The organism is Mesorhizobium sp. WSM3860 (assembly GCF_002294995.1).
In the GTDB taxonomy this organism is placed as follows: domain Bacteria; phylum Pseudomonadota; class Alphaproteobacteria; order Rhizobiales; family Rhizobiaceae; genus Mesorhizobium.
In genome coordinates, this window is the sequence record NZ_NSGF01000003.1 from 106,248 (window position 1) to 129,573 (window position 23,326).

Annotated in this window: 29 protein-coding genes and 1 pseudogene; 21 read left to right on the forward strand and 9 right to left on the reverse strand. The window is 63.3% G+C overall.

Features of this window, described 5'->3' with window-relative positions:
• Positions 1–338 precede the first annotated feature (338 nt).
• Positions 339–740, forward strand: a complete 402-nt coding sequence (locus CK220_RS06980) for a rhodanese-like domain-containing protein (protein ID WP_095810839.1) — start codon at positions 339–341, stop codon at positions 738–740.
• 53 nt (positions 741–793) lie between these two features.
• Here CK220_RS06980 and CK220_RS06985 read toward each other — a convergent pair whose 3' ends face one another.
• On the reverse strand, positions 794–1,702 hold the full coding sequence (locus CK220_RS06985) for an alpha/beta hydrolase (RefSeq protein WP_095810840.1): 909 nt from the start codon (positions 1,700–1,702) through the stop codon (positions 794–796).
• Between the two features lie 47 nt (positions 1,703–1,749).
• Between CK220_RS06985 and CK220_RS06990 the strand changes: the two genes are divergently transcribed.
• The gene (locus CK220_RS06990; RefSeq protein WP_095810841.1) at positions 1,750–2,202 is read left to right on the forward strand and encodes a MarR family transcriptional regulator; all 453 of its coding nucleotides are present in this window, start codon (positions 1,750–1,752) and stop codon (positions 2,200–2,202) included.
• Between the two features lie 161 nt (positions 2,203–2,363).
• Here CK220_RS06990 and CK220_RS06995 read toward each other — a convergent pair whose 3' ends face one another.
• Positions 2,364–2,975, reverse strand: coding sequence for a pyridoxamine 5'-phosphate oxidase family protein (locus CK220_RS06995; RefSeq protein ID WP_095810842.1), 612 nt, complete (start codon positions 2,973–2,975; stop codon positions 2,364–2,366).
• Positions 2,976–3,057: 82 nt separating this feature from the next.
• On the reverse strand, positions 3,058–3,411 hold the full coding sequence (locus CK220_RS07000) for a DUF971 domain-containing protein (RefSeq protein WP_066989863.1): 354 nt from the start codon (positions 3,409–3,411) through the stop codon (positions 3,058–3,060).
• Positions 3,412–3,606: 195 nt separating this feature from the next.
• On the opposite strand from CK220_RS07000, the gene moaA reads away from it, so the two are divergent.
• The 12 genes and pseudogenes from moaA (at position 3,607) to CK220_RS07060 (ending at position 12,655) form a co-directional block, all read left to right on the forward strand.
• A complete protein-coding gene (gene moaA, locus CK220_RS07005) occupies positions 3,607–4,602 on the forward strand; it encodes a GTP 3',8-cyclase MoaA (RefSeq protein ID WP_095810843.1) in 996 nt (331 codons plus the stop codon).
• A gap of 55 nt (positions 4,603–4,657) precedes the next feature.
• Entirely contained in the window at positions 4,658–5,152 is a 495-nt protein-coding gene (locus tag CK220_RS07010; protein WP_095811153.1) for a hypothetical protein, read from the forward strand.
• Positions 5,153–5,265: 113 nt separating this feature from the next.
• Positions 5,266–5,573 (forward strand): annotated as a pseudogene (locus CK220_RS32915) (hypothetical protein).
• 122 nt (positions 5,574–5,695) lie between these two features.
• On the forward strand, positions 5,696–6,616 hold the full coding sequence (locus tag CK220_RS07020; protein WP_095810844.1) for a DMT family transporter: 921 nt from the start codon (positions 5,696–5,698) through the stop codon (positions 6,614–6,616).
• 5 nt (positions 6,617–6,621) lie between these two features.
• On the forward strand, positions 6,622–7,254 hold the full coding sequence (gene mobA / locus CK220_RS07025) for a molybdenum cofactor guanylyltransferase MobA (RefSeq protein ID WP_095810845.1): 633 nt from the start codon (positions 6,622–6,624) through the stop codon (positions 7,252–7,254).
• Entirely contained in the window at positions 7,251–7,766 is a 516-nt protein-coding gene (mobB, locus tag CK220_RS07030; protein ID WP_095810846.1) for a molybdopterin-guanine dinucleotide biosynthesis protein B, read from the forward strand. The genes mobA and mobB overlap by 4 nt, the downstream gene beginning before the upstream one ends.
• 153 nt (positions 7,767–7,919) lie before the next feature.
• The gene (locus tag CK220_RS07035; RefSeq protein ID WP_066992755.1) at positions 7,920–8,705 is read left to right on the forward strand and encodes an ABC transporter substrate-binding protein; all 786 of its coding nucleotides are present in this window, start codon (positions 7,920–7,922) and stop codon (positions 8,703–8,705) included.
• A 78-nt stretch (positions 8,706–8,783) separates the two neighbouring features.
• Positions 8,784–9,500 carry an ABC transporter permease gene (locus CK220_RS07040; protein ID WP_095810847.1) on the forward strand — a complete coding sequence of 239 codons (717 nt, stop codon included), beginning with the start codon at positions 8,784–8,786 and terminating at the stop codon, positions 9,498–9,500.
• Positions 9,497–10,321 carry an ABC transporter permease gene (locus tag CK220_RS07045; RefSeq protein ID WP_095810848.1) on the forward strand — a complete coding sequence of 275 codons (825 nt, stop codon included), beginning with the start codon at positions 9,497–9,499 and terminating at the stop codon, positions 10,319–10,321. Before CK220_RS07040 ends, CK220_RS07045 begins: the two co-directional genes overlap by 4 nt.
• Positions 10,322–10,434: 113 nt before the next feature.
• Positions 10,435–11,304, forward strand: coding sequence for an NAD(P)-dependent oxidoreductase (locus CK220_RS07050; RefSeq protein ID WP_095810849.1), 870 nt, complete (start codon positions 10,435–10,437; stop codon positions 11,302–11,304).
• A gap of 6 nt (positions 11,305–11,310) precedes the next feature.
• On the forward strand, positions 11,311–12,015 hold the full coding sequence (locus CK220_RS07055; RefSeq protein ID WP_095810850.1) for a DNA alkylation repair protein: 705 nt from the start codon (positions 11,311–11,313) through the stop codon (positions 12,013–12,015).
• Between the two features lie 67 nt (positions 12,016–12,082).
• Positions 12,083–12,655, forward strand: a complete 573-nt coding sequence (locus CK220_RS07060) for a DUF3299 domain-containing protein (protein WP_095811154.1) — start codon at positions 12,083–12,085, stop codon at positions 12,653–12,655.
• 45 nt (positions 12,656–12,700) lie between these two features.
• Here CK220_RS07060 and CK220_RS07065 read toward each other — a convergent pair whose 3' ends face one another.
• The 4 genes from CK220_RS07065 to CK220_RS07080 form a co-directional block, all read right to left on the reverse strand.
• Positions 12,701–13,192 carry an Lrp/AsnC family transcriptional regulator gene (locus CK220_RS07065; protein WP_095810851.1) on the reverse strand — a complete coding sequence of 164 codons (492 nt, stop codon included), beginning with the start codon at positions 13,190–13,192 and terminating at the stop codon, positions 12,701–12,703.
• 107 nt (positions 13,193–13,299) lie between these two features.
• Positions 13,300–13,917: a uracil-DNA glycosylase family protein gene (locus CK220_RS07070; protein WP_245429020.1), complete on the reverse strand. Its 618-nt coding sequence runs from the start codon at positions 13,915–13,917 to the stop codon at positions 13,300–13,302.
• 26 nt (positions 13,918–13,943) lie between these two features.
• Complete coding sequence (locus tag CK220_RS07075) at positions 13,944–14,555, reverse strand: glutathione S-transferase (protein ID WP_095810853.1); 612 nt, start codon at positions 14,553–14,555, stop codon at positions 13,944–13,946.
• 111 nt (positions 14,556–14,666) lie between these two features.
• Complete coding sequence (locus tag CK220_RS07080) at positions 14,667–15,182, reverse strand: thermonuclease family protein (RefSeq protein ID WP_245429023.1); 516 nt, start codon at positions 15,180–15,182, stop codon at positions 14,667–14,669.
• A 182-nt stretch (positions 15,183–15,364) separates the two neighbouring features.
• Between CK220_RS07080 and CK220_RS07085 the strand changes: the two genes are divergently transcribed.
• Both CK220_RS07085 and CK220_RS07090 read left to right on the forward strand, forming a co-directional pair.
• A complete protein-coding gene (locus CK220_RS07085; protein ID WP_095810854.1) occupies positions 15,365–16,885 on the forward strand; it encodes a HAMP domain-containing sensor histidine kinase in 1,521 nt (506 codons plus the stop codon).
• Positions 16,886–16,920: 35 nt separating this feature from the next.
• Positions 16,921–17,445: a GNAT family N-acetyltransferase gene (locus tag CK220_RS07090; protein WP_095810855.1), complete on the forward strand. Its 525-nt coding sequence runs from the start codon at positions 16,921–16,923 to the stop codon at positions 17,443–17,445.
• A 44-nt stretch (positions 17,446–17,489) separates the two neighbouring features.
• Here CK220_RS07090 and CK220_RS07095 read toward each other — a convergent pair whose 3' ends face one another.
• Complete coding sequence (locus CK220_RS07095; RefSeq protein WP_095811155.1) at positions 17,490–18,485, reverse strand: nicotinate-nucleotide--dimethylbenzimidazole phosphoribosyltransferase; 996 nt, start codon at positions 18,483–18,485, stop codon at positions 17,490–17,492.
• Between the two features lie 162 nt (positions 18,486–18,647).
• On the opposite strand from CK220_RS07095, the gene CK220_RS07100 reads away from it, so the two are divergent.
• On the forward strand, positions 18,648–18,878 hold the full coding sequence (locus CK220_RS07100; RefSeq protein ID WP_095810856.1) for a DUF1289 domain-containing protein: 231 nt from the start codon (positions 18,648–18,650) through the stop codon (positions 18,876–18,878).
• A gap of 28 nt (positions 18,879–18,906) precedes the next feature.
• The gene (locus CK220_RS07105) at positions 18,907–19,611 is read left to right on the forward strand and encodes a TIGR02281 family clan AA aspartic protease (protein ID WP_095810857.1); all 705 of its coding nucleotides are present in this window, start codon (positions 18,907–18,909) and stop codon (positions 19,609–19,611) included.
• Positions 19,612–19,709: 98 nt separating this feature from the next.
• Here the strand turns inward: CK220_RS07105 and dusA are convergent, their stop codons facing one another.
• Positions 19,710–20,705: a tRNA dihydrouridine(20/20a) synthase DusA gene (gene dusA, locus CK220_RS07110; protein ID WP_095810858.1), complete on the reverse strand. Its 996-nt coding sequence runs from the start codon at positions 20,703–20,705 to the stop codon at positions 19,710–19,712.
• Between the two features lie 469 nt (positions 20,706–21,174).
• On the opposite strand from dusA, the gene CK220_RS07115 reads away from it, so the two are divergent.
• From CK220_RS07115 to CK220_RS07125, 3 genes are read left to right on the forward strand one after another with little or no spacing between them, the layout of a single operon-like run.
• Positions 21,175–22,236 carry a glycosyltransferase family 2 protein gene (locus tag CK220_RS07115; RefSeq protein ID WP_095810859.1) on the forward strand — a complete coding sequence of 354 codons (1,062 nt, stop codon included), beginning with the start codon at positions 21,175–21,177 and terminating at the stop codon, positions 22,234–22,236.
• Positions 22,211–22,903 (forward strand): class I SAM-dependent methyltransferase, encoded by a 693-nt coding sequence (locus CK220_RS07120; RefSeq protein ID WP_095810860.1) that lies wholly within the window; start codon positions 22,211–22,213, stop codon positions 22,901–22,903. Before CK220_RS07115 ends, CK220_RS07120 begins: the two co-directional genes overlap by 26 nt.
• A complete protein-coding gene (locus CK220_RS07125; protein ID WP_095810861.1) occupies positions 22,881–23,324 on the forward strand; it encodes a GtrA family protein in 444 nt (147 codons plus the stop codon). Before CK220_RS07120 ends, CK220_RS07125 begins: the two co-directional genes overlap by 23 nt.
• Positions 23,325–23,326: the final 2 nt, after the last annotated feature.

The window sequence follows — 23,326 nt, forward strand, 5'->3', positions numbered from 1 at the left end:
CCCGCACCGGTTGAAACCGGTTTCCCGTTCCGCGCCGCTAGACGGTCCCGCCCTCCGCATGGCGGATGTAAGGCGCGACTGTACCGATTCATACTGATTCCGTTAAGCTTCCATAAATTTCCGCGACCGTGTTGCAGAACAGTTTCACATCCCTGTGAGACACAATGCGGCAGGGCCGCTCCCGGTTTCAGACGCCTCGGTAACTATCAGGCGTTGGCGCATGGCGGCCTGGGCGACCATGGCCTGCGCTCAGGCCTGACAAACATCGGCCCGTGACAAACAGCGGTCTTTGTGATCGAAATTCCGGCGGCCGCGAGCCATGGCCTGGAGGATGCGCAGTGAGGAAGGGATATCGCGAACTTCTCGACGAGGCGAATGCCGAGATCGAGGTGGTTTCGCCTGAGGAAGCGGCCGGGCTGTTGGAGGATGGCGGCACCATCTTCGTCGATCTGCGCGACCCCCGCGAGGTCGAGCGCGACGGCAAGATCCCTGGCGCCAAGCATGTGACGCGCGGTATGCTCGAATTCTGGATCGACCCCGAAAGCCCTTACCACAAGCCGTTCTTCGCCTCCGGCAAGACCTTCGTCTTCTTCTGCGCCGGCGGCTGGCGTTCGGCGCTGGCGACCAAGACGGCACAGGACATGGGTCTCGCGCCGGTCAAACACATCCTTGGCGGCTACACAGCCTGGAAGGCTGCCGGCCTGCCGGTCGAGCCAGGGCAGAAGAAGAAGGCCGACTGAGCCCATTCGCAACTACGGACGGAAGACGGCAGCAGCCTCTCCCGCAGTCATTTTCAATGCAGCGCCGGTTGCCGTTCCTCGGCGACGAAGCGCACGGCGCGCGCGACAACATCCTTGTCGGCAAGGATGCGGCGGTGGCCAAGCCCTTCGGCCCAATGCAGGCTCACATGATCGCCGGCTCCCGCGTAGCGCTTTGCGTGATCGGCATGGACTTCTCTGTCGTCCGGCGCATGAATGATCAGCGTCGGCACCGGAGCTTCGGCGAGCTGGCGGTCGCCCGTGAAGTCGCTGAGCGGCCGTCCCGACAAATGCTTCACCCGATCCGCCATGGCGACCCGGGAGCGCGGCCCCACATTGAGCCGGTGGCTGAAATCGTCGAAGATCGCTGGCAGCGAGCTCGGCGCCGCGATCAGAACCAGTTTCTCGGCCGCAAGCGGCGGCGTGCCCTTGACCGAAGCGGCAACCGCATTGGCCGCGACAGCGCCGCCGAACGAATGGCCGACGGCGGCGGCAAAGGGGCCGAACCATTCGCCGGCGACTCGCACGGCGTCGACCGCGGTCACCATGTTGAGATGTCGGCCGAGCGAACGGCCGTGGCCCGGCAGGTCGAGCGAGACCACCTTGTAGCCGGCGTCGCGAAACCCATCGATCAGAGTTCGCATATATTCGGTGCGCGAGCGCCAGCCATGGATGACGAGAACGGTGCCCCGAGAGCCCCTGCCCGGCCCCGGCCGGAACTCATGCACCGCAACGCAATCCGCCTTCGTCTTCAGCCTGTGATGGCGCGCCTCGGCCATGAAACCTGCAGCGCGCTCGACCGCGCGGCGCTCGCCATCGCTCAAGGCCTTGACGTTTGGCGTGCGGCAGAACAATTCGAACGCGGCGCGGCCACCGAGACGCGGCGCGACATGCTCGGCCGCGCCGAAGACGCCTCGGATGACCTTCAATCCAAATGATGCCATAGTGTCGGTCCAACCATTCGTTCAAGCGTGAACATAATAGTTCAAACATGAACATTAAGCAAGAGCTGCCCTGGGACAATCCGCGCTTTCGCAACTGGGTTGCGGTGGCACTCGCCTGCCATGTGCTGGAGCGCACGCTGGCAGCGAAGCTGGTGCCGCTCGACCTAAAACCGGCGCAGCTCGACGTGCTGATGAATCTCTACCGTCATCCCGGGATGTCGCAGCACGACCTTGCCCGCAAGCTCTTGGTCGGCCGCTCCAACATCACGATGCTGTTGCCGCAACTGGAAACTCGCGGCCTGCTGCGTCGCGAGGGCGACGAAAAGGACAGGCGCGTGCTGCGGTTGAACCTCACCGAAGCCGGCGAGGCCCTGCTGATGCGAGCGCTGAAAGTGCATATGGCCCTCATCGAGAAGGCGATGAGCCAGTCGACGCCGGAGCAGTGCGACATGATCGGCGAGCAGATGCGCAAGATCGCCGATGTCCTGAAGGAAGCCTGAGCCTGCTTTGCTGAGACTTAGTACAGGTGTGCCGAGATTTCGGTCAGGCCGCGTCGAAAACGGCGGGTTCCGAGAGCGGAGCGGAGCGTACCTAAGGTACGTGAGCCGCCGGAAGCGCAGGTGCCCGACATTTACAGGCCGGCCTCACCTCGGTGCACCTGTCACCACATGGTCTTCTTTGCCCGCTCCGGCCATTCCTGGTCATATGTGGCGCCATGGATATTCTTGCAGCTGGTGATCTCGAGGATCTGGCCGGGCGTCGGCAGCGACTTCGGGTCGACATGCTTTGCCGGGTTCCAGAGCTCCGAGCGCACGATGGCTCGTGCGCACTGGAAATAAACCGCGTCGACGGCGACGACGGTGACCGACCGTGCCGGCTTGCCATCGACCATGAAGGACGCGCAAAGCTCGGCATCGGCTGTGATATGGGCTCGGCCGTTGACGCGCAGCGTCGTGCCGGAACCCGGCACCAGGAAAAGCAGCCCGACGCGCGGATCGCGAATGATGTTCTTCAGCGAATCGGCGCGGTTGTTGCCGCGCCTGTCGGGCATCATCAGCGTCTTTTCGTCCACCAGGCGCACGAAGCCGGCAAGATCGCCGCGCGGCGAACAGTCCAGCCCCTCCGGCCCGCAGGTCGCCAGCGCCACGAAAGGCGAGGCTTCGATGAAGGCGGCATATTCGGGAATCACATGGTCGAGTTCCTTGACGACCGAGGCCTCGCCAGGGAGGCCGTAGAGGGCTTCGAGCTGTTCGACCGATGTGATGAGCGACATCTTTTCGCCTCCTGACCTTATGTGGCGCTACTCTTTGTCCATGACGCTTTGACGACAGCCAGTCGAACGTCTTGGCGCCAGGCTAGCGGTCGCGGCTGAGCCCCTTCTCGGCCAGCTCGGCGAGATAGGCGTTCCAGCGCTCGTCCTTCTCATGCCCGAGCGTGTGAAGATAGTTCCAGGTGAAGATGCCGGTGTCGTGGAAATCGTCGAAGGTGATGCGCACCGCGTAATTGCCGACCGGCTCGATCTTCAGGATCGCCACATTACGCTTGCCGGGCACAGTCACGCGCTGATCCGGCGAATGGCCCTGCACCTCGGCAGAAGGCGAGGCAACGCGCAAGAACTCTGCCGGCAATTCGAACGGCTGATGCCCGGCAAAGGTTACAGTGAGCAGCTTGCGGTCTTTAGAGACCCTGAGTTCCTTCGGCGCCGTCATGTTTCTTCCTATATGCGTTGCGCCCCTTCCCTACGCCGCTTCGCGCAGTGCGGAAAGGTGATAGAAGGCAGCCGACATGCAATGTCGGTCGGGGAATGTTACCAAAGATCGGGACCTTCTATCTTGAATGCGCGGTTGGATCGTATCACATAGCCGTATATAACGACGCCGCTCAGGCCACGGGAAGCGCTTGCAATGGACATGATCGATCCCTTCGGTCGCAAGATCAGCTATCTGCGCGTGTCGGTCACCGACCGCTGCGACTTCCGCTGCACCTATTGCATGGCCGAGGACATGACCTTCTTGCCGAAGAAGGATCTGCTCTCGCTCGAGGAGCTCGACCGGCTCTGCAGCGTCTTCATCGAAAAGGGCGTCAGGAAGCTGAGGCTGACCGGCGGTGAGCCGCTGGTGCGCAAGAACATCATGCATCTGGTTCGCCAGCTGTCGCGGCATCTTGAGAGCGGCGCGCTGGAAGAGCTGACGCTCACCACCAACGGCTCGCAGCTGTCGCGCTTTGCCGTCGAGCTCGCCGATTGCGGCGTGAAGCGGATCAACGTCTCGCTCGACACGCTCGACGCCGACAAATTTCGCCGGATCACCCGCTGGGGCAATCTCGGCAAGGTCATCGAAGGCATCGACGCCGCGCAGGCGGCGGGCCTGAAGGTCAAGCTCAATGCCGTGGCGCTGCGCGACTTCAACGACGCTGAAATACCGGAGATGCTGCGCTGGGCGCATGGTCGCGGCATGGATCTGACGGTCATCGAGACCATGCCGATGGGCGAGATCGACGCCGACCGCACCGACCAGTATCTGCCGCTGTCGCTGCTGCGCGCATCGCTTGAGCGCCAGTTCACGCTGACCGACATTCCTTATAAGACCGGCGGCCCTGCCCGCTATGTCCATGTCGCCGAGACCGGCGGTCGGCTCGGCTTCATCACGCCGATGACACATAATTTCTGCGAAAGCTGCAACCGCGTCCGGCTGACTTGCACCGGCACGCTCTATATGTGCCTCGGCCAGGAGGACGCCGCCGACCTGAGGGCACCGCTGCGAGCATCCGAAAGCAACGACCTGGTCGGCGAGGCCATCGACGAGGCTATCGGGCGCAAGCCGAAGGGCCATGATTTCGTCATCGATCGCCGCACCAGCCGCCCCTCCGTATCGCGCCATATGAGCGTCACTGGCGGCTGATTTTTGCTCCGATTTGGTGCAGGATCAGCCACGGTCACGGACCGTGGGGGGCATCATGAAGCGTTTTCATCTGGTCCAGGGCGCGCCTTTGGTGATCGCCTTCTCGTTGCTGACGATTGCAACGACAACGGCAATCACGAAGCCGTTCACCTACGTCAATGCGCGCTTCGGCACGTCCTGCACCTTTCCCGAGGAGATTTTCAGCGACCGCTTGCCCGAGCCAGAAAACGGCGATGGGCAGCAATGGAGCGCGCCCGACGGCGCCAGCCTGACCTGCTCCGGCATTTATAACATCGACAACGACACTCCGAAGGGCTTCGTCGCCGAAGAAAAGGCAAACACCGGGCCGGGCTACAAGATCACTTACAGCAAGACCGGCAAGAATTGGGCGGTGGTTTCGGGCATCAAGGGCGACAAGGTCTTCTACGATCGGCGCCTGTTCGGAAAGGATGGCGTCATCCGCACCGTCTGGATCGAATATCCTGCATCGCTCAAGGCGAAATACGATCCGCTGACCGGTGCGATCGCCGCCAGCCTGCGCGGCCCTTGAGCTGCGCCCGGCGCGGTGGAGATAAACCATCGGCGCCGACTCCCACCCGATTTACCACCGACTTGTTCCGGCCTAGCCTCACGAAGCGATTTTCGCATTTAGGGGGAATTCTCATGCGCAAATATTTGGCTTCGCTTGCAATGCTCGGACTTGCCTTGGCGCCTGCGGCCGCTCAGTCGATCGGTGGCACCTACACTGTCGCCGGCTGACCAGCGACACAACCTGCACGATCCATTGGGAAACAGGCGGCTCGTCCTCCGACGGCATCTGCATGCGCAACGACAATGCCTTTTCCGCCGGCTATGTGATGGGCAGGGAAATCGGCCTCGTCGTCTACAAGGTGGAGAAGGACGGCTCGCTGCACGGCCTGTGGACCATCGCCCAGAACGGCAACGGCACCGAGACGCTGACGCCGAAATAATCGCTCCGGGATTGCAGCCGATATTGAGGGCCGCAGGATCCTCCTGTGGCCCATTTCTTTGACGTTGCTGTTTTGCCGCTGGCTGTTAGACGCTTGCGAGAGAACATAACCCGGAAGCGCCCTTGCCCCTTTCGCCAAATCTTCGCGGCGCACTGTTCATGGTCGTGGCCATGATCGGCTTCACGCTGAACGACGCGATCACCAAATTCTCCTCCGAATCGATGAACATGGCGCAGGTCATGCTGGTGCGCGGCGCCTTCGCCTCGCTCTTCGTCGGCCTGCTCGCCTGGCGCCGCGGCGCGCTTGGTGATCCGCGCGCCATGCTGCAGCCGATGGTCGCGTTGCGCGTCGCCGGCGAAGCCGGCGCGACTGTGTCGTTCCTGGTTGCCCTTGCCCATTTGCCGATCGCCAACGTCTCCGCCGTTCTGCAAGCGCTGCCGCTGGCCGTGACGATGGGGGCTGCGCTGTTCTTCGGCGAGGGCGTCGGCTGGCGCCGCTGGCTCGCCATTGGCGTCGGCTTTGCCGGCGTGCTGATCATCGTGCGGCCGGGCTTCGAGGGTTTCAGCGTCTATTCGCTGCTGGCGCTGACGAGCGTTGCCTGCTGCGCGGTACGCGATCTCGCCACCAAGCGCATCCCGCAAGCGATCCCGACCATGCTGGTATCGACCGCGACAGCACTGGCCATGACGATCCTGGGTGCGCTGCTGCTCTCGCCGATGGGCGGCTGGACGCCGATGACCGCCAAGGCGACCGGGCTGCTGGCGCTGGCCGCCGTGCTCGTGCTCATCGGCTATCAGTTCATCATCATGGCGATGCGTTCGGGCGACATCTCCTTCATCGCGCCCTTCCGCTACACCGCATTGCTGTGGTCGATCCTTCTCGGCCTGGTCATCTTCGGCGATATCCCCGACCTGCCGATGATCGTCGGCGCCGCGATCATCATCGGCTCCGGCCTCTATGCGCTCTATCGCGAGCGGATCGTCGGCCGGCAGCAGCCTGCCGCCGAAAGCGCTGGACCGGATATGGCGCCGGACGGCATATAGGCCCGATGGACCGAAGCGTTGCAGGCATCATCCTGGCGGGAGGCCAGTCGCGCAGGATGGGCGGCGGCGACAAGCCTCTGCTTTCGCTGGGCAAGATCAGGCTGATCGAGCATGTCGCTGCGCGTCTCGGATCGCAGGTCGCCACGCTGGCGCTCAACGCCAACGGCGACCCGGCACGGTTTGCCGGCACCAACCTTCCGGTGCTTGCCGATACGATACAGGGCCATGCCGGCCCGCTCGCTGGCATCCTGACCGGGCTTGAATGGGCGGCAACGAATATGGGCTGCCGGTTGCTCGTGAGCGCGGCCGGCGACACGCCGTTCTTCCCCGGCGATCTCGTCGAGCGATTGGCCGACGCCGCTCGGGAGCGGCCGGGCGTGATTGCGGTCGCCAGTTCCGACGGCAGATGGCACCCGACTTTCGCGCTCTGGCCGCTTGGTCTAAGCGATGCCCTGCGCCATTTCCTGGTTGAGGAGGACAATCGCCGGGTCTCGGCCTTCATGGAGCGGCACGGTTTTGTCGAGGTGGAGTTTCCGATGCTCGAAGCCGGAGGCGTACGGATCGACCCGTTCTTCAACATCAACACGCCCGACGATCTTGCAGAGGCCGAGCGTCTGTTGCAAAGCCTTGAGCCATGAGACGCGTGTTCGGCATCACCGGCTGGAAGAACTCCGGCAAGACCACCCTAACCGAGAAGCTGGTCGCCGAACTGGTGCGTCGCGGCTGGACGGTCTCGACGGTCAAGCACGCCCATCATGACTTCGACATCGACAAGCCTGACACAGACAGTTTCCGCCACCGTCAGGCCGGTGCGATGGAGGTCGCGGTGGTCTCCGGCCGGCGCTGGGCATTGATGCACGAACTGCGCAATGAGGACGAGCCGGCGCTGGATGACATCCTCGCGCGGCTGGCGCCCTCGGACATCGTGCTGGTCGAAGGCTACAAGCGCGAAGCGCACCAAAAAATCGAAGCGAGACGGCTTGAAGCCAAGGACCGGACACCGCTCTCGATCAATGACCCGAATATCGTGGCTGTCGCCGCCGATTTTCCGATCGAAGGCGAAAACCTGCCGCTCTTCAGCCTCGACGATACGAAATCGATAGCCGATTTTATCGAGCGCGCGACCGGTCTCGTCAGTCCAGGCAAGTAACGCAGCGGCACACGGCGATTGCCGTTTGCCGTTGTTTTTGCAGTTGCTTTTTTCTTGTAAAGAGTGGGAGTATCCCGCGCAGCGGGTGGTCAAAAAGGCGCCGCCCACAAGAGCCGCATGGGACAGCGGCCATGACAATGTGAGAGGATTATCATGCGTATTGCACTGCGTATCGCGCTTGCCGCTTCGGCCGCGCTGCTGACACTTGGCGTTGCCCAGGCTCAGGAAAAGACCCTGAGGATCGGCACCGAAGGCGCGTACCCGCCCTTCAACAACCTGACCTCCGACGGCCAGCTGGTCGGCTTCGACATCGACATCGCCAAGGCCCTCTGCGACGAAATGAAGGTGAAGTGCACCTTCGTCGCGCAGGATTGGGACGGCATCATCCCGGCGCTCCAGGCCGGCAAGTTCGACGCCATCGTCGCTTCCATGTCGATCACGCCAGAGCGCCAGGAAAAGGTCGACTTCACCCACAAATACTACAACACGCCCTCGGCGATCGCCGTGCCCAAGGATTCGCCGCTCAAGGGCGTGACCAAGGAAGACCTCGCCGGCAAGACGATCGGCGTCGCCACCACGACGACCCACTTCAACTATGCCTCGAAGACCTACACCGACAGCACCATCAAGGGCTATCCGAGCAGCCCCGAGGAGCAGGCCGACCTTGCCAATGGCCGCCTCGACGCCATCGAGGACGACATCGTCGTGCTGCAGCAGTGGCTGGATTCGCCCGACGGCGCCTGCTGCAAGATCCTCGGCCAGCCCTCGCCGCAGCCGGTCGAGATCTTCGGACCGGGCGCCGGCATTGCCGTGCGCAAGGGCGAGACCGACTTGGTCAACAAGCTGAATTCCGCGATCGACGCCATCCGCAAGAACGGAAAATACAAGGAAATCAACGACAAGTACTTCAAGTTCGACGTCTACGGCGCCGAGTCCTGATCATTGCGCCCAGGGCGGTGAAGATCACCTCACCGCCCTTCCTTCATTCCGGGATCGCCACGGAGACACGCCCCGCCAATGCCAGCCCAAAGCATTTGGACACTTCTCAGTTGGGGACCGGATGGCTGGAGTGACGACATTGCGTCTGGTGTGCTGGTCACGGTTGCGCTGGCGCTTGCGACGCTGCCGATCGGCCTGGTGATCGGTTTCTTCGTCGCCTTCGCTAAGCAGCACGAAGAGCCCGCGCTCCGGCTCGCGGCCAACATCTACACCACTGTTTTTCGCGGCCTGCCCGAGTTGGTGACGCTATTCCTGTTCTTCTTCGGCATGCCGCTGCTGCTGCAATATGTCGTCCGCCTGTTCGAACCCGAGGCGACAATCGACGTGAACAGCTTCATTGCCGGCATGATCGTGCTGGCGCTGATCTTCTCCTCCTACGCCAGCGAGGTCTTTCTGTCCGCCTTTCGCGCCATTCCCAAGGGCCAGTATGAGGGCGGCTACGCCATCGGCCTTTCGAAATGGCGGACGATGCGCCTGGTGATCCTGCCGCAACTGCTGCGCATCGCCTTCCCCGGTCTGGAGAATTGCTGGCTCAGTCTGCTCAAGGACACCTCTCTGGTGTCGGTCGTCAATCTAGCGGAAACCCTGCGCAACGCCGGTGTCGCGGCGCGCGTCACCAAGCACTCTTTCCTCTTCTACAGTGTCGCCGCGCTGGTCTTCCTTGTGCTGGCCATCCTGTCCTCGGTCGCCACCGCCTATATCCAGCGCTCGCTCGGACGGAGGGAGGCTCGATGAGCGTCAGCCAGGCTATTGCGGTTGACAGGCCACCGCCCCAGGCTCGCGGCTGGCCGCGCGTGCGCATCATAGGCTACGCGCTGGTCGGCCTCTGGGGCCTTTTCGGCGTCGGCATCGTGGCCTATCTGGTCCACGCCTGGAACGCCGATTTCTTCGCCAGATACGCGCCGGCCTATCTGCAGGGGCTGGGAACCACCCTGTCGCTGGTCGCCATTTCGATGGTGGCGGGCGCTATTCTCTCTTTGCCGGTTGCCTACGGGCGGATGTCCAAGAACCGCATCCTCTCCGGATTGGCTTATTGCTATGTCTATTTCTTCCGCGGCACCCCGCTGCTCGTGCAGACCTATCTGGTCTATTACGGCATCGGCTCGTTCCGTCCCGAGCTGCAAACCGTCGGGCTATGGTGGTTCTTCCGCGAGGCGTTCTACTGCGGCGTCTTTGCCTTCTCGCTCAACACTGCCGCCTACCAGGCCGAGATCCTGCGCGGCGCCATCGAAAGCGTTCCGCGGGGCCAATGGGAAGGCGCCGCATCGCTCGGCCTGCACAAGCTGCAGACGCTGCGCAAGGTCATCATGCCGCAGGCGATCATCGTGGCGCTGCGGCCTTACGGCAACGAGCTCATCCTGATGATCAAGGCTTCCGCGATCGTGGCGATCATCACCGTCTACGACCTGATGGGCAACGCGAAGCTCGCCTACGCAAAATCCTTCGACATCCAGGCCTATATCTGGGTGGCGATCGTCTACCTAGTGCTGGTCGAGATCCTGCGCCACGGCGTCGAATGGATCGAACGCCGGATTACCATTCACCTCAAGCGATAGAGCGTCGTCGGCGGACCGGCCTGCACCAGTCGATGCGGCTTTGCGCGCCTTGACGAATTTTTCGCATGGCCTAGACCTTCCGCGACTGAAATCTCTTGTTGGAAGGCAGGCTTATGGCATCGGTTGCATTTCTCGGTCTTGGCGTCATGGGCTATCCGATGGCCGGGCACCTCAGGAACAAGGGCGGCCACGAGATCACCGTCTATAACCGCACGACCGCCAAGGCCGAACAATGGGTCGCCCAGCATGGCGGCAGCCTGGCATCGACGCCGGCCGAGGCGGCCGAAGGCAAGGATTTCGTCTTCTCCTGCGTCGGCAATGACGATGACCTGCGCTCAGTGACGACCGGCGCCAGCGGCGCCTTCGCCGCGATGAAGAAGGGCTCGGTCTTCATCGACAACACCACAGCCTCGGCCGAAGTCGCGCGCGAACTGGCCGAAGCCGCCGATAAAACCGGCTTTTCCTTCCTCGACGCTCCGGTATCGGGCGGCCAGGCGGGCGCCGAGAATGGCGTGCTGACCGTCATGGTTGGCGGCGAGCAGGCTGCCTTCGACAAGGCCAAGCCGGTCATCGACGCCTATGCCCGCATGGTCGGGCTGATGGGACCCGCGGGCGCCGGCCAGCTTACCAAGATGATCAACCAGATCGCCATTGCCGGCCTCGTCCAAGGGCTGGCCGAGGGCATCCATTTCGGCAAGAAGGCCGGGCTCGACATTGAGAAAGTCATCGAGGTGATCTCCAAGGGCGCTGCCGGCTCCTGGCAGATGGAGAACCGCCACAAGACGATGAATGCCGGAAACTATGATTTCGGCTTCGCGGTCGACTGGATGCGCAAGGATCTCGGCATCTGCCTCGCCGAGGCCAACCGCAACGGTGCCAAACTGCCGGTGACCGCGCTGGTCGACCAGTTCTACAAGGACGTGCAGGACATGGGCGGCAGGCGCTGGGACACGTCCTCGCTGCTCGCGCGCCTGGAAAAATAGACGGCGATGGCCCTGCCCGATCCGAGCTGGAGCGCCGACGAGATCGTCGCCCATCTGCGTTCGATCGGCAGCGAGGAAAACCGCGCCGGCATGGCGCGATTCGGCATCAACACGAGAACCGCGCTCGGCGTCGGCAATTCCGACCTGCGCCCCCTGGCGCGCAAGCTGAAGAAGAACCAGGAACGGTCGCTGCTTTTGTGGGACACCGGCATTCGCGAAGCGCGATTGATGGCGGCTTTCACCGGCCAACCGAAGAAGCTCGACATCGGTCAATGCCGGCGCTGGGCGGCCGATTTCGACAGTTGGGAGATCGTCGATACCGTTGCCGACCTGTTCGCCGAAACACCGTTCTGGCAGGAGCTGATCGAGGAATTCGCCGAGGACGAGCGCGAGTTTGTCCGCCGCAGCGCATTCGCCATGCTGGCCTGGGCGGCGGTGCATCTGAAGAAGGAGCCGGACGCGAGCTTCCTCGCTGCTCTGCCGCTGATCGAGAAGCATGCGGGCGATCCGCGCAACTTCGTCCGCAAGGCGGTGAACTGGGCGCTGCGGCAGATCGGCAAGCGGTCGATGGCGCTGCACGCCCCTGCCCTTGCGCTGGCCGAGAAACTGGCGGCATCGTCCGACAAGACGGCACGCTGGATCGGCAAAGATGCGGTGAAGGAACTCTCCGATGCCAAACAGCTCGAACGGCTCGCGACTACACGAGCCTGATCTCAGCGAGCTAAGGTCACGACGCTTTTACTCGCTTCGGAAATGGGACTGGCGGAGGATGACGACCATGAGCAGGCGTTCCAGATCAAGCGCCACGCTGGCGGCCGTGCTGATGCTCGCCACCGCGAGAGCCGACGCCGCGGCCGACGTCGCGCATATCTTCTGGAAGGATCTGCGCCCGGCGACGCAGGCCGTCGCCGAGGACGCCAACCTGCCGATGATTGCGGCAAAACTGCCCGATCACGGCGAGACCCTGTCACTCAATCTGCAGGACAAGACCGTTCAGTTGGCCGGCTACGCCTTGCCGGTCGATCGCGAGGGCGACCTCGTCTACCAGTTCCTGCTGGTGCCTTGGACCGGCGCCTGCAGCCACATGCCGACGCCGCCGCCCAACCAGATCGTGCTGGTAACGCCTGCGCATCCTTACAGGATGGCGGAGGCATACCAGCCGGTCTCCGTCACCGGCGTGCTGAAGCCCGGCATGGAGACGAGCCAGCTCTTCATCCTCGACGGTGTCTTGATCGTGCAGTCCGGCTACACCGTGCGCAAGGCCGAGGTGACTGAGGTCGACAGCGTGCCGGACGCCGTCACGCTCCCAGTCAACTCGCCGTGGAATTTCCTCAACAAAAAGAAGAATTAAGGCTCGCAGCTTCGCGCACAGCGGGAAGCTGCGAGCGTCCGATGCTCAAGCCGCGTTGGCTCCCGACTCCTTGTCCAGGATCATGTAGTCGAGCGGGATTTCTGTCGTGTATTTGATCTGCTCCATGGCGAAGGACGAGGACACGTCCCGGATTTCGATCTTAGCGATCAGCCGCTTGTAGAAGGCGTCGTAAGCGGCGATGTCCGGCACCACGACGCGCAGCAGATAGTCGACGTCGCCGCTCATGCGATAGAACTCGACGACTTCCGGAAATTCCTGGATGACCTCGGAGAAGCGGCGCAGCCATTCATGGCTGTGCGAATTGGTGCGGATCGACACGAAGACGGTGACGCGCACATTGACCCTCTCATGGTCGAGGATGGCCACGCGCCGCTTGATGACGCCCTCTTCCTCGAGCTTCTGGATGCGCCGCCAGCACGGGGTGGTCGACAGGCCGACTTTCTTGGCGACATCGGCGACCGCAAGCGTCGCGTCCTCCTGCAGGAGGCGAAGAATTTTTCTGTCCAGGCGGTCCATGGGAGGCTCCAGCGGAATAGTTTGGCTATAATCCCTTTTATCAGGCCCTTTCACAAGAAAGAAATTCTGCCGATGCCGGCAAAAGCGAGTGATTTCTTGCGAGAAGGCTAATTGAGGCGATAGCGGATTTCCGAGCGCAGGAATGGCAGCAAATCCATTTCAAACCACGGATTCTTCTTCAGCCAGCCGGTGTTTCGCCATGACGGATGCGGCAGCGGCAGAACTTTCGGCCCGGCCGCGGCATCCCAGAAAGCCCGCCAGTTTCTGACCGTTTCCGTCAGCGATGGCCCACGCGCCGTGCCCATGTGCCACGATTGCGCATAACCGCCGATCGTCAGCACCAGATCGATCTGCGGCATCAGCGCCATCAGATCAGCGCGCCAGGCGGTGGCGCATTCGCGGCGCGGCGGCAGGTCGGCACCCTTGGCGTCCTGGCCAGGAAAGCAGAAACCCATCGGCACGATGGCGAATTTTTCCGTGTCGTAGAACTCGTCGGGGGTGACACCGAGCCAGCTTCTGAGGCGGTCCCCGGAAGCGTCGGTGAACGGCACGCCCGAGATGTGGACCCTAGTGCCCGGCGCCTGGCCGGCAAGCATGATGCGGGCCTTCGAGGATGGCACAAGCACCGGGCGCGGCTTATGCGGCAGCGGCCGACCGCGCGGCTGCTCGACGCAGATGCGGCAGGCCCGCACCTTGGCGGCAAGGCTCTCCAGCGCTTCACTCATGTCCGGCGGATGTTCAAGAACAGGCCTCAAGCAGCAGCGCTTGGCCGGCTGGAGAGCGCTGCGTGCCAGCGCAGCACGTTGGCGCATTCCTCGGGCACCTTGATGCGCGCCGGCTTCATGAAATCGATGGCGATCAGCCCGGTGACGTCGGCGACCGAATAGGCGTCGCCGGCGGCAAATTCCCTATCCGCCAACTCCCGGTCGAGAAGATGGAGGAACTCGATGGCCTTCGGCTTGTTGGCCTCGCCCCATTCCGGGATCTGCGGCACCTCCCATTCCTTCATTGCCGGATGGATGTGCCGGAACGCGGCGGCCACGCGGGTCATCAGGTTTAGCTCCAGACGCCTTTGCCACATCTCCACCATGGCCTTGCCGAGCGCGCCTGTTCCGAACAGGGCAGGCTCGGGGTGCAATTCCTCGAAATATCGGCAGATGGCGATGGATTCGGTGATGATGGTGCCGTCGTCGAGTTCGAGCACGGGCAGCCGCCGCAGCGCATTGCGCGACGCCACCGGCTCCTCGCGATGCTCCAGCGCGCCCATGTCGACGGGCACCAAAGGAACGGTGAGCCCCTTTTCGGCTAGGAAAACCCGAACCCGCCTGGGATTGGGCGCCCGGCCGCCATCGAACAGCTTCATTCCAGTCTCCGATCTCTCATCCCGATCTTAGGGCGCACTGCAATGGATGTCGTCCAAAAGTGCGCAGCGGTTTGGGGAATCCACATGCAACAAACATCACCAGAAGCGGCATCACCAGAAACGAACAAGCTCACGCAGCGCATCGCCGAGCGAAGCCAGTGCGCCGTGCTTCCTTTCGTCGGGTTGGTCGTGATGGCGGTCGCGCCAGTCCTGCGGCTCCTCGAAGGAGCCGGCCCAGATGCCCACCTTGGCAGCCCGGGCGACGGCCTCCTCGGTTTCGAAGTCGCCGAAGGCGACGGCCCATCCGGACTGTACCTGCGCGCGGTTGAGATCCGTGTCGCCCGCCCTGCAGTCGCCGAGTAGCCGGCCGTAGCGGTCACGCTGCCAGCCGCTGCAGGAGACCGGCCTGTCGGCGATCAGCCGCACCAGCGACTGCCGCGCAAGCCTGCCGCAGGCATAGTCGGCCCCGTCCTTGCGGCACGCCTGTGTGTATTCCGGCGCGTCGATACCGCGCATGCGGATGCGCTCGGAGCCAAGCGTGATCGAATCGCCGTCCTTGACGAGGGCCGTGCCGTGCTCCTGTCGCATCTCGAACCGGTCGAGCCGCGCTGCCACCAGGATGGACACGCCAAGCAGGCCACTGCGAGCCCGTAATCCAGAAGCCTGCGCAAAAGGCTTCGCGGAGGCTGCGGAACATAGCGCCGGCGCGGTCTTCGCGACCAGGAACGGCTCATATGGCAAACAGTCTCTTAATCATTCGAACGTAGCTTAACGAACTGAAAATCGCTGCGCGCAGAAATTGAACTTGCATGCCTTTGCTACGCTCGGACACAGCGGACAAATTCATTGTGGACCGCAGGAAACCGCATCGCAACAGCGATGTGGCGCGCGCGGTGCGCAGGACGCGCGACCGTCTTTCGCAGCAGGCCGGCAGCCTCGATTTCGACCGCGAGCTGCTCAAGCTGCATGCACGCGCCATGGTGGTCAGTTCGGCGGCGATTCCTCTGCTTGTGCTTGTAATAGCGGCCGTCGGCCGCTTCGCGGGCCTGGGCAACCAGGTCGCCGTCTGGGCTCTCTTCACGCTGCTTTGCTACGCCATCGTCACCTTCATGGCGCGGCGCGTCGAGCGCACGGAAGCGGCCGAGCTCGACCCGGTGCAGACGCGCCGCGATTTCCTGATCGGCCATTCGCTTTGCGGCCTCGGCTGGGCCTGGTTCGCATGGCTGGGCTGCGCCACATGCCAGGTCGACCAGTTCCATGTCGTCAAGGCCATGGTGCTCCTGGTCGCCATGGCGACGACCGCGGTGATGGCATCGTCGCTGGGCGGCGCGCTGCTGGCGACCTTCGCCGTTCCCGTGGCGGTCTATGTCTATGCCGTCCTGGGCCTGTGGATGCCGATCGAAGGGATCATGGCGGCGCTTCTGGTCGCTGCCCTGCCCTTCTTCGGCTACGTCGCGCGCCATCTCAACCAGTCATCCTGGATGCTGCTCTCCTTCCGCTCCGAGAAGGACGCGCTGATCGCCGAGGTGGAGACTGCCAAATCCATGTCCGACGAGGCCAGGCGCCGCGCCGAGGACGCCAATCTGGCGAAATCGCGCTTCCTCGCCTCTATGAGCCATGAGCTCCGGACGCCGCTCAACGCCATCCTCGGTTTCTCCGAAGTGATGGCCAATGAAGTGCTCGGGCCGATGAACAACCCGACCTATCGCGATTACGCGCATGATGTGCACGAATCCGGCCAGCATCTGCTCGACCTGATCAATGAGATCCTCGACCTGTCGCGCATCGAGGCCGGCCGCTACCAGCTCAACGAGGAGCCGGTGGTGCTGGTGACGATCGTGGAGGATTGCTGCCACATGATGGAGCTGAGAGCCCGCAACAAGGACATCCGCGTCATCCAGGAGTTCGAGACCGCACTACCGCGCCTGTTCGGCGACGAGCGTGCCATCCGGCAGATCGCGCTCAATCTGTTGTCCAATGCCATCAAGTTCACGCCGTCGGGCGGCGAAGTGCGCGTGCGCGTCGGCTGGACGGCGGGCGGCGGTCAGTACATCTCGGTCAAGGACAACGGTCCCGGCATCCCGGAAGAGGAAATCCCGGTGGTGCTTTCCGCCTTCGGCCAGGGCTCGATCGCCATCAAGAGCGCCGAACAGGGAACGGGCCTCGGGCTGCCGATCGTGCAGGGTCTGCTCGATATGCATGGCGGCGAGTTCGAGCTGCACTCCAAGCTGCGCGAAGGCACCGAGGCCATCGCCATCTTCCCGCTGACCCGGGTGATGGAGGAATTGCCCGCGCTGCCGACCAAGACGGTTGCGGCGCGCCGGCGTTGAGCCCTTCGGTCCGATATGACAGATTGCCGCCTGAGATGACGACCACCGACACAAGCCGCACCGAGATCAAGTCGGAACGCCTATCCCTCAAGCTATTTACGCCCGGTGATGCCGATGAACTTTTCGCCTGTATTACGCCGGCAATCACCCGCTTCATGCAGTGGGAACCGCCACGATCGTCGGCCGCATTTGGCGCGGTCTGGCGGTCTTGGTTAGAACCGATCGTCGACGGATCGGACCTACACTTCGTTGTGCGGCGTTCGCGAGACGGTCGTTGTCTAGGGCTCGTTGGCCTGCATGCGGCGAACACGGTATCTCCCGAACTTGGAATCTGGCTCAGGGAAGACGCTCAAGGACAGGGCATCGGCCGGGAGGCAATCGCCGCCGTGGTTGCATGGGCGTCGGAGAAACTCGCGCCGGACAGTTTTGACTATCCTGTCGCGGAAGAAAACATCGCTAGCAGAAAGATCGCAGAACGTCTCGGAGGATCGCCAGTTGGAAGGCGATCCAATTCAAAATATATCGCTGTCGTGTATCGTATTCCCAAGCTCCGGCGTTGACTCGAAACCCCCGATAACCTGCAGCCGATTTCTGCACGCGTTCTTCAGCCACGAACCGCCGCCGCCATGCCGAAGCTGGTGAGAGCCGCGGCCTTGACGAGACCGGCGGCAAGTCCTGCCCCAACCCCTTCGCCGTGACTGACGCCAAGATCGAGCAGTGGCTCGAGCCCAAGCCGTTCGGCGACATGGGCATGGCCGGGCTCGCGTGACAGGCTGGAGAGCAGGCAATGGTCGATCGCGGAAGGATCGGCTTTGTGCAGAACCGCGGCGGCAGCCGTCGCGACGAACCCGTCGAGCAGCACAGGAATCTTCTGCATGCGGGCTGCAAGAATGGCGCCGCAGATTGCCGCGAACTCACGGCCGCCGACCCGGCGCAAGGCTTCGAGCGGATCGCCGAGACCGGCGCCGTGGAAAGCAAGCGCCCGGTCGACCGCTTCGGCCTTGCGCGCCATCATCGCCGTGTCCGCGCCCGATCCAGGTCCAACCCAGTCGGCGCCCATGCCGCCAAAGAGGGCAGCGCTGAGCGCGGCCGCGACGGTTGAATTGCCGACGCCGAGATCGCCAAGGCAAAGAAGATCGGCGCCGCCCGCGACCGCTTCCATGCCGAAGGCCATGGTGGCGGCGCAGCCGCGCTCGTCGAGGGCCGCTTCTTCCGTGATGTCTCCGGTCGGAATATCCAGCGCCAGATCGAAGACTTTCAGGCCGAGATCGTTGGCGATGCAGATCTGATTGATCGCCGCGCCTCCGGCAGCGCAGAGTTCGACGGCATTGGCGGTCGCCGAAACCGGCCGCGGCGAGATGCCATGCCGGACGGCTCCATGATTGCCGGCAAAGATCGCCACAAGCGGACGATTGACGGCCGGCGGCGCGCGCCCGCTCCAGGCGGCGAGCCATGCCGCGACATCTTCAATCCGGCCAAGCGAGGCTTTCGACTTGTCGGCTTTGGCAAACAGAGTGCGGACGCGGGTTTCGGCGCCCGAGTCCGCCGGCGGCAGCGTTGCCAGCAGAGTACGGAAATCATCAAAAGGCTTTGCGGTCATGTCGAATGCGGTCTCTTTGCAGGAACAGGCAGCGGCATAGCTCCCTTCACCGCTCGGCACAACCGCCCGGCAATGCCGCGAAAGCGCCGGTCGGCGGCGCATTGCGAAGGGCTTGCATTGGCTTTGAGGTTGCACCATGTGGAGTGAAGCCAAGAGAACAGCATGACCGTCATCGAGTCTCCCTGCATACTGGTCTGTTCCATCGACATGAAAACCGGCTTCTGTTTCGGTTGCGGCCGCACGCGCGACGAGATCGCCGGGTGGATCGCTATGACGCCGGAAGTCCGGCGTGCAGTCATGGCCGAGTTGACGGCGCGGCTGGAGACGGTGGAACGCCGACCCCGCCGCGAGACGCGGCGCGCCCGCATGGCGCGCGAGCGCGGCATGCTGTGAAAGAGCTGGCTGAGAGAAAGGGCTGGCCATGAATCGCCTGTTCTGGGTCGTCATGCTGGTGATCGGCGCCGGAATGATCCTGCTGATGATGAATGATTCCGCCGGCCGCACCTTCGGCATCGAGAACAACGATTTCAGCAGGCTGATCTGGGTTGGAGTCCTGGTGGCGGTAATCGGCGCCAGCCTCCTTCGCTCGGGCCGGCCGCTCGGCGACATGGCGCGCAACTTCGGCGTCTGGACGGCAATCGTGCTGGCGCTGATCGCCGGCTACCAGTACCGCTACGAGCTGCAGGACGTTGTCAGCCGCGTCACGGCCGGGCTTGTTCCGGGGAGTCCGTTGGCGCTCGGCGTCGACAATGGTCGCGCCACCGTGACGCTCGACAAGGCCGGCAATGGCCATTTCGAGGCGCGAATCTTGGTCAATGGCAGGCCGGTGCGCACGGTGGTCGACACCGGCGCGACCAGCACGGTGCTGACGGCGGAGGACGCCCAGGCCGCCGGCTTCAACCCAGCGGCGCTCAGCTACACCGTCAACGTCTCGACCGCCAACGGCATGGCGCGTGCCGCGACGGTCAGGACCGACGAGATGGCGATCGGCGGCATCGTCCGCAGGGATATGCCGGTGATGGTCGCGGCGCCCGGCATGCTCGAGCAAAGCCTGCTCGGCATGAACTTCATCGGCTCGCTGTCGGGCTTCGAGGTGCGCGGTGACCGCATGATCCTGCGCGACTAGATTCCTGATTTTCCGCCCGGGATTGCGTCTAGACAAACAGATAGAGCGGCTCGCCGTTTCTGTGGGAACGGTGAAACGCTCTGGCCGCCCGATCCGCCTCAAGCGGCCTCGGTTTCCGCAGCGAACTCTATTGCCGCGAACGCCGTCTTCAGCACCTCTGGCCCGGCGCCGGGTCTATTGGCGTCGGTGGACAAAATCTGCCGGTAGCGGCGCGCGCCCGGAAGACCGTGAAACAGCCCGACCATATGGCGCGTGACATGGCCGAGCCGCCCGCCCTTCTCGATGTGACGCGCGGCGTAAGCGGCCATGGCGTCCATCAGCGCCGCGCAGTCGAAAGCGACCGGCGCCTCGCCGTAAAATGCGGCATCGATCCCGGTGAGGATGCCGGGCGTATGATAGGCCGCGCGGCCGAGCATGGCGCCGTCGACATAAGCTAGGTGCGCCTCTGCCTCGTCAAGAGATTGAATGCCGCCGTTGATGCCGATGAATTCGTTGACCTTCCTGGCCTTGAGCCGATAGACGCGCGGATAGTCGAGCGGCGGGATCTCGCGATTTTCCTTGGGACTAAGCCCCTCCAGCCACGCCTTGCGGGCGTGCACCCAGAGCGCATCGGCGCCGGCCGTCAGCACGCCGTCTGCGAGCGTGTCGAGAGCGGGCTCGGGGTCCTGGTCATCGACGCCGATGCGGCATTTGACCGTGACGGGGATTTTCACCGCCGCCTTCATCGCCGCGATGCATTCCGCGACCAGCACCGGCGTCTTCATCAGGCAGGCGCCGAAGGTGCCCGACTGGACACGGTCGGACGGGCAGCCGACATTGAGGTTGATTTCGCCGTAACCGAACGCCTCGCCGATCACCGCCGCTTCGGCAAGCTTGCGCGGATCCGAACCGCCAAGCTGCAGCGCAACCGGATGCTCGGCATCATCGAAGCCGAGCAGGCGCTCGCGTGCGCCATGGATGACTGCATCCGCCACCACCATCTCCGTGTAGAGCAACGCGCGACGCGTCAGCTGACGGTGAAAGAACCGGCAATGCGGGTCCGTCCAATCCATCATTGGTGCTATGGCTATTCTAAAGTCTTGGTATTTCGCCATTTTTTGTCGTTTCAAAATGTTGGGCCACGTCGTGTGCACTCTTTTGCCGCACGAGACGCCCCTTTTCCGGTTTCCGATGCGTCGGTGCACACCGAGCGCACACGAATTGACACCTTCCCTAAACTAAAATCCGGCTTTTGGAGAGCCCGGGTTCGCCACGGGGCATCCCAAGGAAAGGTTTTTGCGACGCAAGAACGCCGAAATTGGCGCTCGATATGCAGCGCCGGATCGAGAGTCGCATCACTAGTAGCCGCTGGATGGGAAGCCCTTCAGCGATCTTGTGACGTTCCATCGCCAGGGCCTGAAAACGATAGGCATCAAAATCCTCGATCCAAGGATTTCTGTCGGCAAACCGGGGTTACGATTTCAACCGAACGTTGCGCCGCCTTTTCTGGCGAGGAGCAGCGCCATTTCTTCCGCAATTGGCGCCTGTTATGGAACTTTCTGGCCGGTGTTCCATTGCAATCGCATGCAAGAATCTGTCCAGCGCATCCGGACGCGGGCACCGTCCCTACGCTACTCATTGGTGCTGCCGATATACAATGAGGAGGAGGTGTTGCCCCGGCTGGTCGAGCGGATCAGCGCACTGACCGCAAAACTGGACGGAGACACGGAAGTCATCTTCGTCGACGACGGCAGCAGCGATCGAAGCGTGAGCTATTTGCGCGGCATGGTCGCCGCCGAACCAAGCTTCCGCCTGATCGAGCTCTCCCGCAACTTCGGCCACCAGATCGCCATCACCGCCGGCATGGAAGCGGCCTCCGGCGAGGCCGTCATCGTCATGGACGCCGACCTGCAGGATCCACCCGAGGTCGTTCTCGACCTGGTGGCGAAGTGGAAGGACGGTTTCGAGATCGTCTACGCAAGGCGCGTTAGCCGCGAGGGCGAAACCTGGTTCAAGCGCTTCACTGCCAGCCTCTTCTATCGGCTGCTGGAGAGGATGACACCGGTCGACATCCCGCGCGATGTCGGCGACTTCCGCCTCGTCGGCCGCAAGGCGCTGGACACGTTCAAGCGCATGCCGGAGCACGACCGCTTCGTCAGGGGCATGTTCGGCTGGATGGGTTTCAAGCAGGCGGCTGTGCCGTTCGAGCGCCCTGCGCGGACGCTTGGTAAAACCAAATACCCGTTCTGGAAGATGATGCGGCTTGCCATCCACGGCATCGTCGGGTTTTCGGAGCGGCCTCTGCAACTGGCGCTTTTGACCGGATTGGCCATTTCCGCTCTCGCCCTGGTGTTCGGTGCATACGCCGTCGTGGCCTGGATCTTCGAAACCGGCGTGATTGCCGGCTGGACATCCACGGTGGTGATCGTGTCGCTGCTAATCGGCATCAATCTCTTCATGACCGGCGTGATGGGCCTTTACGTCGGCAGCATCCATGCCGAAGTCAAACGGCGCCCGCTCTATGTCGTCGAAAAGCTGAGTGGCTTCGACCGGCCGATGCGCGTCGCCTCCCGCGACAAGCGCGCTTCGTTTCGCAAGTCCAGGAACGGGGTCACGGCGGATGTCCGAACTCTTCGACAGTTATAGGTCCAGCTACAGCGAGGCGGTCGAGGGCTCGATCCGGTTCTCCGGGCTGCGGCATGATTTCTTCCTGCGTGCCAAGGCCGAGCTTCTGCGGCGAGTGGTCTTCGAGCAGGACCTCCGGCGGGGCGGCGCAGGCGTGCGCGCGCTCGATGTCGGTTGCGGCGTGGGCTCGCTTCATCCCCATCTCGCCGATGTCTTCGATCGACTCGACGGCTGCGACGTGTCGAAGGAGTCACTCGCGCGTGCCAGCGCTGAGAACCCGCATGTCGCATACAGCGTGTGCGCCACCTCACGCTTGCCTTACACGGATGGCATGTTCGACCTGGCGTTCGCCAGTTGCGTTGTCCACCACGTGCCGCCTGCGTCGTGGCTGGATTTCTTCCGCGAGATGCGGCGCGTCGTGCGGCGAGGCGGACTTGGCTGCATCATCGAGCACAATCCCTATAACCCCCTGACGCGTATGGCGGTGTTGAGATGCCCGTTCGACAAGGACGCCGTCCTGCTCCGCGCTGGCAGGGCGGCATCGCTGCTTGAGCAGGCGGGCTTCCGCGACGTGCACTGCGAGCATTTTCTGCTCTTGCCGTCGGCCAAGCCGCTTGCCCGGAAACTGGAAAGCGCGCTCACTTGGCTGCCGCTCGGAGCGCAGTATGCCTGTGTCGCCCGTGCCTGAGAATCGTCCCGTCGCCGGCGCGAAGCTCCTGGGGCGCTTCGCTTCAGTCGGCCTTGTTGCCACAATCCTCTATGCCGTCCTGACCGCAGTCTTTGCCCGATCGAACTGGCTCGGCCTCGCGCCCGTCGAAGCCTCGCTCGCGGCTTACGCGGCCGCCGCCCTGTTTTCCTATCTGGCGCACAAGTCCTTCACGTTCATGTCGGCCGGCTCGCACCGGTCGCAGGCGCCGCGTTTCGTGTTGCTGACGATTGCCGGCCTCGCCTTGGCTTACGCGGCACCGTACCTGCTGACGGTGACATTCGGCCTGCCGCTCGCCGTTCCCGTTCTCCTCACTTCCGTTGCCATCCCAGCGCTTAATCTTCTTGTGCTCGATCGCTGGGTCTTTGCAGAGCGGGGCCTGAGGGATGACGGGCCGTCCTGAGG

Excerpts from the sequence above, each read along its gene's own strand:
- CK220_RS07085 (WP_095810854.1), top strand. The coding sequence starts at position 15,365 with ATGCCTTTGCTACGCTCGGACACAGCGGACAAATTCATTGTGGACCGC.
- CK220_RS07000 (WP_066989863.1), bottom strand. The coding sequence starts at position 3,411 with ATGACGGCGCCGAAGGAACTCAGGGTCTCTAAAGACCGCAAGCTGCTC.
- CK220_RS07100 (WP_095810856.1), top strand. The coding sequence starts at position 18,648 with ATGACCGTCATCGAGTCTCCCTGCATACTGGTCTGTTCCATCGACATG.
- CK220_RS07120 (WP_095810860.1), top strand. The coding sequence starts at position 22,211 with ATGTCCGAACTCTTCGACAGTTATAGGTCCAGCTACAGCGAGGCGGTC.
- CK220_RS07035 (WP_066992755.1), top strand. The coding sequence starts at position 7,920 with ATGCGTATTGCACTGCGTATCGCGCTTGCCGCTTCGGCCGCGCTGCTG.
- CK220_RS07045 (WP_095810848.1), top strand. The coding sequence starts at position 9,497 with ATGAGCGTCAGCCAGGCTATTGCGGTTGACAGGCCACCGCCCCAGGCT.
- CK220_RS07075 (WP_095810853.1), bottom strand. The coding sequence starts at position 14,555 with ATGAAGCTGTTCGATGGCGGCCGGGCGCCCAATCCCAGGCGGGTTCGG.
- CK220_RS06995 (WP_095810842.1), bottom strand. The coding sequence starts at position 2,975 with ATGTCGCTCATCACATCGGTCGAACAGCTCGAAGCCCTCTACGGCCTC.
- CK220_RS07090 (WP_095810855.1), top strand. The coding sequence starts at position 16,921 with ATGACGACCACCGACACAAGCCGCACCGAGATCAAGTCGGAACGCCTA.
- dusA (WP_095810858.1), bottom strand. The coding sequence starts at position 20,705 with ATGGCGAAATACCAAGACTTTAGAATAGCCATAGCACCAATGATGGAT.
- moaA (WP_095810843.1), top strand. The coding sequence starts at position 3,607 with ATGGACATGATCGATCCCTTCGGTCGCAAGATCAGCTATCTGCGCGTG.
- CK220_RS07095 (WP_095811155.1), bottom strand. The coding sequence starts at position 18,485 with ATGACCGCAAAGCCTTTTGATGATTTCCGTACTCTGCTGGCAACGCTG.
- CK220_RS07040 (WP_095810847.1), top strand. The coding sequence starts at position 8,784 with ATGCCAGCCCAAAGCATTTGGACACTTCTCAGTTGGGGACCGGATGGC.
- CK220_RS07060 (WP_095811154.1), top strand. The coding sequence starts at position 12,083 with ATGAGCAGGCGTTCCAGATCAAGCGCCACGCTGGCGGCCGTGCTGATG.
- CK220_RS07055 (WP_095810850.1), top strand. The coding sequence starts at position 11,311 with ATGGCCCTGCCCGATCCGAGCTGGAGCGCCGACGAGATCGTCGCCCAT.
- CK220_RS07125 (WP_095810861.1), top strand. The coding sequence starts at position 22,881 with ATGCCTGTGTCGCCCGTGCCTGAGAATCGTCCCGTCGCCGGCGCGAAG.
- CK220_RS07070 (WP_245429020.1), bottom strand. The coding sequence starts at position 13,917 with ATGAGTGAAGCGCTGGAGAGCCTTGCCGCCAAGGTGCGGGCCTGCCGC.
- CK220_RS07115 (WP_095810859.1), top strand. The coding sequence starts at position 21,175 with ATGCAAGAATCTGTCCAGCGCATCCGGACGCGGGCACCGTCCCTACGC.
- mobB (WP_095810846.1), top strand. The coding sequence starts at position 7,251 with ATGAGACGCGTGTTCGGCATCACCGGCTGGAAGAACTCCGGCAAGACC.
- CK220_RS07105 (WP_095810857.1), top strand. The coding sequence starts at position 18,907 with ATGAATCGCCTGTTCTGGGTCGTCATGCTGGTGATCGGCGCCGGAATG.
- mobA (WP_095810845.1), top strand. The coding sequence starts at position 6,622 with ATGGACCGAAGCGTTGCAGGCATCATCCTGGCGGGAGGCCAGTCGCGC.
- CK220_RS07065 (WP_095810851.1), bottom strand. The coding sequence starts at position 13,192 with ATGGACCGCCTGGACAGAAAAATTCTTCGCCTCCTGCAGGAGGACGCG.
- CK220_RS07050 (WP_095810849.1), top strand. The coding sequence starts at position 10,435 with ATGGCATCGGTTGCATTTCTCGGTCTTGGCGTCATGGGCTATCCGATG.
- CK220_RS06985 (WP_095810840.1), bottom strand. The coding sequence starts at position 1,702 with ATGGCATCATTTGGATTGAAGGTCATCCGAGGCGTCTTCGGCGCGGCC.
- CK220_RS07010 (WP_095811153.1), top strand. The coding sequence starts at position 4,658 with ATGAAGCGTTTTCATCTGGTCCAGGGCGCGCCTTTGGTGATCGCCTTC.
- CK220_RS06990 (WP_095810841.1), top strand. The coding sequence starts at position 1,750 with ATGAACATTAAGCAAGAGCTGCCCTGGGACAATCCGCGCTTTCGCAAC.